Consider the following 7653-nt stretch of genomic DNA (forward strand, 5'->3'; position numbering starts at 1 on the left):
GCGGAGACCCAGGTGCTGCCCGCGGCTCGCCGGAGCCGCCGCGACAAACGCCGCACCTGACCTGCGATGGGGAGTCGCGAAGACCCCCGCTCGCGCGAGCGGGGGCCTTCGCACCTGCGGTTTTCTCGGTCGGGCTGACAGGATTTGAACCTGCGGCCTCCTCGTCCCGAACGAGGCGCGCTACCAAGCTGCGCCACAGCCCGAGTGCCCCTGACGGCTCAGTCGACTCCGTCATCGGCGCTGGGGAGTCTAGCCGACCGTCCCGGCCTCGGAGAAACCGGCACGAGCGGTGAACGTGAGCAGCGTCGCCTCGGGTCGGCAGCAGAACCGAACCGGCGCATACGGCGACGTGCCCAGCCCGGCCGACACGTGCAACCACGAGCTGCCGGGGGCGTCCGGGGCGGCGTCCGCCGGGTGCCGGTGCAGCCCCTTGGCCCGCGCCGGCTCGAGGTCGCAGTTGGTGACCAGCGCGCCCTTGCCGGGCAGGCAGAGCTGGCCGCCGTGGGTGTGGCCGGCCAGGGTCGCGTCGTACCCGTCACGGGCGAACTGGTCGAGCACCCTCAGGTACGGCGCGTGCGCCACCCCGACCCGCACGTGGGCCGCGGGATCGGCCGGACCGGCGACGGACGCGAGGTCGTCGTACTCCAGGTGCGGGTCGTCGACCCCGGCGAAGGCGAGGGTCGTGTCGCCGACGGTCAGTTTCGTGCGGCGGTTGGTGAGGTCGGTCCAGCCGCGGTCGAGGAACGCGTCGCGCAGCTCCCGCCAGGGCAGCGGCGGCGTGTGGGTGGCGCGGCGACCGTCGTCGGGCAGGAGGTAGCGCACCGGGTTGCGCGCGGTCGGCGCGAAGTAGTCGTTGGACCCGAACACGAAGACGCCCGGGACGTCGAGGAGGTCGCCGAGGGCGTCGAGCAGCGGCGGTATCGCCCCCGGGTGCGCGAGGTTGTCGCCGGTGTCGACGACCAGGTCGGGCTCGAGCTCGGCGAGGCCGCGCACCCAGTCGTGCTTGCGGTGCTGCGAGGGGGTGAGGTGCAGGTCGGAGAGGTGCAGGACCTTCAGGGGGCGGTGCCCGGGCGGCAGCACCGGGACCTCGGCGGTGCGGAGCGCGAACCAGCGCAGCTCGACCAGGGACGCGTAGGCGACACCAGCGGCCGCGACGGCGGCGCCGATCCCGGCCAGACCGGCCAGGCTGGGCGTGCGTGCGGCGCGAGATGGCATTGGGCAAGGCTGCCACAATGACGAAATGAGCGACCTCAAGGACCGCCTCCGCACCGACCTGACCGCGGCGATCAAGGACCGCGACACGGTGCGGTCCTCGACGCTGCGGATGGTGCTCACCTCCATCACCAACGCCGAGGTGGCCGGCAAGGAGTCCAAGGAACTCACGGACGACGACGTTGTCACCGTGCTCAGCAGCGAGGCGAAGAAGCGCCGCGAGGCCGCCGAGGCCTTCGCCGAGGCGGGTCGGACCGACAGCGCGGCGAAGGAGCGCGCCGAGGCCGAGGTGATCGCGGACTACCTCCCCGAGCAGCTGTCCGGCGACGAGATCCGCGACCTGGTCACGTCGGTCGTCGAGCAGCTGGGCGTCGCCGGTGACGGCATGAAGGCGATGGGCCGGGTGATGGGCACCCTGCAGCCCCGGGTCAAGGGCCGCGCGGACGGCGGTGTCGTCGCCGCCGAGGTACGCCGCCAGCTGGCCGGCGCCTGAGGGAGGCTCGAGCCGTCCGACCGGGGTGACGGTCAGTCGTCGTCGCCGCCGCGGCCGTTGCCCCGGCCGTTGCCGTTCCCGTTTCCGGGACCGCTGTTGTCGTCATCGTCATCGTCGTCGTCGCTCGGCGGCGGCGGCGGCGGGGTGTCGGGCACACCGTTGGAGATGTACATCGTGATCGTGCTCCCGGTGCCCACCTGGGTGCCGGATCCGGGAGAGAGGTACGCGACCGATCCGTAGGAGTTGGAGCTGTTCACCATCGGGCCGACGACCGGGTTCAGGCCGGACCTGCGCAGCACCTCGGCGGCGCTGGAGGGGCTGAAGCCGTAGACGGAGGGCACCGTCACCAGACGACCCTGGATCGCGGTCGGGTCGGGCACGCTGAAGTTGGTGTCGGGGAGCATGGGCTCGATGGCCTTCATCGCGTCGCCCCACATCGGGCCGGCGTTGGTGCTACCGAAAGCGCTCGCGACGAACTGGCCGCCGATCGTCTGGCCGTTCAGGGTGATCCACTCGCCCTTGGAGTTGGCGCCCGCGATCATCGAGGCGGTCGCCAGGTCGGGGGTGTAGCCGATGAACCACACCGACATGTTCTCGTTGATCGTCCCGGTCTTGCCGGCCGAGGGCTGGCTCAGGTTGATGCCCGCGCCGTACCCGAACCCACCGGGCTCCTGGACGCCGCGGAGCACGTCGTTGACCGCGTCGGCGACGGCGGTCGGCAACAGCTGCCGGCACTGCTGCGGGTAGGTCTGGATCGCCTTGCCGTTGCTGTTGAGGATCTCGGTCACCGGGCGCGGGGCGCAGTAGACGCCACGCGCGGCGAACGTGGCGTAGGCGCCGGCCATCGTCAGCGGGTCGGTGTTGGTCACGCCGAGGGTGAACGGGGGTACGACGTCGTCCTCCGGCACGGTGATGCCCATCTGGCGGGCCAGCGTGACCGGCGCGCAGAGACCGGTGCGCTGCTCGAGCTGGGCGAAGAACGTGTTCACGGAGGTCTGCGTGCCGGAGTACAGGTCGTAGGTGCCGGCGCCGGTGGAGTTCTCCGGCGACCAGACGTCGGTGCTGGCCAGCGGCCCGTCGCAGGTGCGGAAGGAGTTGTTGGGCAGCGATACCGTCTGCGGCGCCGAGATCTGGGTCGACAGCGGGATGCCCTGCTTGATGGCGGAGGCGAGCACGAACACCTTGAACGTGGAGCCGGCCTGGAAGCCGTTGGCGTCGCCGTACTTCGCCGGGACGACGTAGTTGAGGTAGGTCTCCCCCTTGCGTTTGTTGCCGCCCATCGGCCTCGACTGGCTGAGCGCACGCACCTCGCCGGAGCCCGGCTGCACCATCGCGAGCCCGCCGATGGCCTGGTCGGTGGGGAACACGTGGCTGCGCACCGACCTGTCGGCCGCGCGCTGGAACCGCGGGTTGATGGTCGTCTTGACGGTCAGGCCGCCGCTGTAGAGCAGGCTCCGCCGCTCCTCGGGGCTCTTGCCGAGCGACCGGTCGGCCATGAGGTACTGCACCGCGAAGTCGCAGAAGAACGGCGCCCGCGACGACACGCAGCCGTTGCGCGAGGGGGTGACGTCGAGACCCAGGCCACGGCGCATGGCCCGGTCGGCCTCGGTCTGCGAGATGACGTTGAGCTCGAGCATCCGGTTGAGCACGACGTCGCGGCGATCGCGCGCCCTCTCGGGGTCGTTGGTCGGGTCGTATGCGGTCGGGTTCTTCACCAGACCGGCGAGCAGTGCCGCCTGCCGCAGGTTCAGCCGGGACGCCGGCTTGGAGAAGTAGTGCCGGGAAGCCGCCTGGATGCCGTGCGCCCCGTCACCGAAGTAGGCGATGTTGAGGTAGCGCTCGAGGATCCAGTCCTTGGAGTACTTCTCCTCGAACGCGATCGCGTAGCGGAGCTCGCGGATCTTGCGTTCGTAGGTGTCGTCGGTGGCGGCGAGGCGCTCCTCGTCGGTCTCGGCCTGGTTGAGCAGCGTCATCTTGACCATCTGCTGCGTGATCGAGGACCCGCCCTGGACGGTCGCGTCGGAGACCTCGTTGGTGACGAACGCGCGGAGCGTGCCGCGCAGGTCGAGCGCGCCATGCTGGTAGAAGCGGTAGTCCTCGATCGAGATGATCGCCTTGCGCATGATCGGGGCGACGGACGCGAGCGGCACGTTGACGCGGTTCTCGTCGAACAACGTCGCCAGCACCGAGCCGTCGGCGGCCAGCAGCCGGCTGCGCTGCGGGAGCGGCTCGGCGGCGAGGTCGGCGGGGATCTTGTCCATGCTCCGGGCGACGTCGCGGGCACCGAGGCCGGCCACCCCCGCGAACGGGATCGCCAGCCCGGCCACGAGGACGCCCATCACGCCCGCGACGGCCACCATCACACCGAGGTGTGAGATGACGGAGGCAGGCTTGAGCTTGTCGGTGCGGCGCGACGGCATGTGCATCAGGGTACGTGACTGCTGACGGTCCCCTCACCTCGTGAAACGAGGCTCACACGCCGGCGCGCCGCCTCGCGGTCGCCGCGACGTCGTACCGGGCCGATGTCCACCCGGAGGCGCGGATGGCCCGGAATGACCACCTATGGGCGGCAACGTCGTCACACCAGTAACTTCCGCAACGAATCCGCCTCCGGGCTCAACCTCTCCGCGTGCCGAGTCCCCGAACGGCTTCTCGGGGTAGTCCCAACGGACTAGCGGAAGTTGCTCCCTCTGTGTCTGTTTCGTTCCCTTATCACTCTTTACCTTTCTACGTGGGGATTGACTCGATGGCCGGCACAAGCGCCTGCCTCCTCGGAATGGGAGCCGAGCTATGACGTGGAACGAGGACTGGGCCGGCAAGGCCCTGTGCAACCAGGCCCGACCCGACGAGCTCTTCGTCCGGGGCGCGGCACAGAACCGTGCCAAGCAGCTGTGTGCCGGCTGCCCGGTACGCACCGAGTGCCTGGCCGAGGCGCTCGACAACCAGATCGAGTGGGGGGTCTGGGGCGGGATGACCGAGCGTGAGCGCCGCGCCCTGCTCCGTCGCCGGCCCAACGTCACCTCGTGGCGGCTTCTGCTCGAGACCGCGATGGCCGACCACGCCGCCGCCGTCTCGGCGTCGAGCGTCGTGGCCGCGACTGCCTGATCTTCTTCTCGTCACCGCCGGGCGGCTCGCCGTTCGGCGGTGACGTGTGTTCCGGCCGCCGACCGGTGCGACGGTCAGCCGGCCAGCAGCTCGCCGACCAGGCGAAGCCCGTCGAGGTCGTGGACGTCGGTGGACAGGGCGGGTACGACGACGGCCGGGACCCGGGGATGCGCGGCCGCGAACCGTCGCCGCAACCGCTCCTCACGTGCCACCAGCCGGGCCCGGTCGGCGTGCAGCCGGAGCAGGCCGGCCGTGAGCCCGTCGGGCGCGCTCGTCGTACTCCCGTTGGAGAGCCGGTCCGCGGCCGCCGTCGCCTGCTCTCCCGACAGCCCGGGCGCCAGGGTGCGGGTCGCCCGGTTGACCACCAACCCCGCCAGCGGCATCTGCTCGGCGCCGAGCCGCTCCACGAAGTACGCCGCCTCCCGCATGGCGTCGGGCTCGGGTGCGGCAACCACCAGGAACGCTGTCTCCTGCGCCTGCAGCAGCTCGAACGTCTTCTGGGCGCGCTGCCGGAATCCGCCGAAGAGCGTGTCGAACGCCGCCACGAACGTCTGCATGTCCTTGAGCACCTGCGCGCCGAGGATCTTGGTGAGGGCGTTCGTGACCACGCTCAGGCCGGCGGTCATCAGCCGGGCGGGCCCCTTGGCGGGCGCCAGCATCAGCCGGATGAACCGGCCGTCGAGGAAGCTGGAGAGCCGCTCGGGCGCGTCGAGGAAGTCCAGCGCGGACCGGGACGGCGGCGTGTCGACGACGATCAGGTCCCAGCGGCCCGACGTGCGGGCGTCCTGGCGGAGCTGGCCGAGCTTCTCCATCGCCATGTACTCCTGGGTGCCCGCGAACGAGCTCGACAGCGCGACGTAGAAGGGGTTGGCCAGGATCTGCGCGGCCTTCTCCGGGCTGGCCTGGGACTCCACGACCTCGTCGAACGTCCGCTTCATGTCGAGCATCATCGCGTCGAGCGACCCGCCCTGCGCGCGGGCAGTCGAGTCCGCTCCATCGGTGGTCGAGCCCGTCGAGACCCCCGGCACGGGACGGGGGACGTTGTCGAGCGCCTCGATGCCCATCGACTGGGCGAGCCGACGCGCCGGGTCGATGGTGAGCACGACGACCCTACGACCGCGCTCGGCGGCGCGCAGGGCCAGCGCTGCCGACGTGGTGGTCTTGCCGACCCCGCCGGAGCCGCAGCACACGATGATGCTGGTGTCGCGGTCGTCGAGCAGGGCGTCGACGTCGAGCAGCGGTCCGTCGTGGGGCTTGCCGGCGAGGGGGCCCACGCGTTCGGCGCGGCGCGAGCGGTGGGAGGCGCTGGTCGGGGGACTCATGCCATGCCCTGCTCGATCAGGTCGGCGGCGAGCTCGTAGAGCCCGCCAAGGTCGATCCCCTCGGCCAGCCGCGGCAGCTCGTAGGTTGGCACCTCGAGCTCGGCGATCCGCTCGCGCTGCGCGTCCTCGAGGTCGCGTCGCTCCGCGTGCTCGCGTGCCTCGCGGAGCAGGCCGTCGACGAGCTGGGGCGTGACGTCGAGGCCGGCCTTGTGGAGGTCGGTCTCGATCGCCTTGCGGGGCAGCCTGTCCGCGAGCGCGCGGGCGCGGGCCGGGTCGGACAGCTCCTTGCTGCGCACCAGGTTGACGACCACTCCGCCGACCGGCAGCCCGTCGGCCGTGAGCTCGGCGATCCCGTCGGCGGTCTCCTGGACCGGCATGTCCTCGAGCACCGTCACCAGGTGCACGCGGGTGCGCTCGGACCGCAGCAGCGTCATCACGGTGTCGGCCTGGCTGCGGATCGGCCCGACCTTCGCCAGGCCGGCGAGCTCGCTGTTGACGTTGAGGAACTGGGCGATGCGTCCGGTCGGCGGTGCGTCGAGCACGACCGCGTCGTACTGCCGGGCGTTCTTGCCGCGCCGGTTGCGGTGCACCGCTTCGTAGACCTTTCCGGTGAGCAGCACGTCGCGCACACCCGGGGCGATCGTCGTCGCGAAGTCGATCACGCCGAACCGGTCGAGCGCCTTGCCGGCCCGACCGAGCCGGTAGTACATGGCGAGGTACTCCATCAGCGCCGACTCCGGGTCGATGGCGAGCGCGTACAGGTCGCCACCGTCGTCCGGGGCGCTGGCGACCCGGGTCTCCTCATAGGGCAGGGGTGGTACGTCGAACAGCTGGGCGATGCCCTGCCGGCCCTCCACCTCGCACAGCAGGACGCGCTGGCCGCGGCTGGCGATCGCGAGCGCGAGGGCGGCGGCGACCGTGGTCTTGCCGGTGCCGCCCTTGCCGGTGACCACGTGCAGCCGCACCTCCGGCCAGTCGCCGGTCTCGGGTGCGGTCGCGTCGGCGGTCACGAGTCCGAGCGTAGCCACTGGCATCCGCTGTGACCTGGCTCATGTCGGGTCCGGACCCTGGCCCCTCCCGGCGGGTGTGGGATCCGTCGGTGTCGGCCGTCACCGGCCGTGGCTAGGGTGGCTGCGACGTAGGCGAGGAGGAGATTCGTGGACAAGGTGGTCGCGAGTGCCGCGGAGGCGGTGGCCGACATCCCGAGCGGTGCGACGCTCGCGGTGGGCGGGTTCGGGCTGTGTGGCATCCCGTCGGTGCTGATCGACGCGCTGCTGGAGCAGGGCGCCGACGACCTGGAGGCGGTGTCGAACAACTGCGGCGTGGACGAGTGGGGGCTCGGGCGGCTGCTGTTCGCGAAGCGGATCCGGCGGATGATCTCGTCGTACGTGGGGGAGAACAAGGAGTTCGCGCGGCAGTACCTGCACGGTGAGCTGGAGGTGGAGCTGACCCCGCAGGGCACGCTGGCGGAGCGGATGCGGGCCGGTGGCACCGGGATCCCGGCGTTCTTCACCGCGACCG

The 7653-nt window shown here is 71.2% G+C and carries 7 protein-coding genes and 1 tRNA gene; 3 read left to right on the forward strand and 5 right to left on the reverse strand.

Features of this window, described 5'->3' with window-relative positions; translation table 11 throughout:
* Positions 1-129: 129 nt before the first annotated feature.
* Together VFH10_RS06045 and VFH10_RS06050 are read right to left on the reverse strand one after the other, a co-directional pair.
* Positions 130-203: transfer RNA gene (locus tag VFH10_RS06045), tRNA-Pro, on the reverse strand.
* Positions 204-249: 46 nt separating this feature from the next.
* Complete coding sequence (locus VFH10_RS06050) at positions 250-1215, reverse strand: metallophosphoesterase (protein ID WP_325126962.1); 966 nt, start codon at positions 1213-1215, stop codon at positions 250-252.
* Between the two features lie 25 nt (positions 1216-1240).
* Between VFH10_RS06050 and VFH10_RS06055 the strand changes: the two genes are divergently transcribed.
* Positions 1241-1705, forward strand: a complete 465-nt coding sequence (locus VFH10_RS06055) for a GatB/YqeY domain-containing protein (protein WP_325126964.1) — start codon at positions 1241-1243, stop codon at positions 1703-1705.
* A 32-nt stretch (positions 1706-1737) separates the two neighbouring features.
* On the opposite strand, the gene VFH10_RS06060 is transcribed toward VFH10_RS06055, so the two are convergent.
* The gene (locus VFH10_RS06060; RefSeq protein WP_325126966.1) at positions 1738-4125 is read right to left on the reverse strand and encodes a transglycosylase domain-containing protein; all 2388 of its coding nucleotides are present in this window, start codon (positions 4123-4125) and stop codon (positions 1738-1740) included.
* A gap of 370 nt (positions 4126-4495) precedes the next feature.
* Between VFH10_RS06060 and VFH10_RS06065 the strand changes: the two genes are divergently transcribed.
* Complete coding sequence (locus tag VFH10_RS06065) at positions 4496-4810, forward strand: WhiB family transcriptional regulator (protein WP_325126968.1); 315 nt, start codon at positions 4496-4498, stop codon at positions 4808-4810.
* A gap of 74 nt (positions 4811-4884) precedes the next feature.
* On the opposite strand, the gene VFH10_RS06070 is transcribed toward VFH10_RS06065, so the two are convergent.
* Positions 4885-6132, reverse strand: coding sequence for an ArsA family ATPase (locus VFH10_RS06070; RefSeq protein ID WP_325126970.1), 1248 nt, complete (start codon positions 6130-6132; stop codon positions 4885-4887).
* Entirely contained in the window at positions 6129-7166 is a 1038-nt protein-coding gene (locus VFH10_RS06075; protein ID WP_414689840.1) for an ArsA-related P-loop ATPase, read from the reverse strand. The genes VFH10_RS06070 and VFH10_RS06075 overlap by 4 nt, the downstream gene beginning before the upstream one ends.
* A 123-nt stretch (positions 7167-7289) precedes the next feature.
* On the opposite strand from VFH10_RS06075, the gene VFH10_RS06080 reads away from it, so the two are divergent.
* On the forward strand, positions 7290-7653 hold a 364-nt coding region (locus tag VFH10_RS06080), incomplete at its 3' end, for a CoA transferase subunit A (protein ID WP_325126974.1).

The sequence above is a fragment of the Nocardioides sp. genome (assembly GCF_035697785.1).
Classification (GTDB): domain Bacteria; phylum Actinomycetota; class Actinomycetes; order Propionibacteriales; family Nocardioidaceae; genus Nocardioides_B.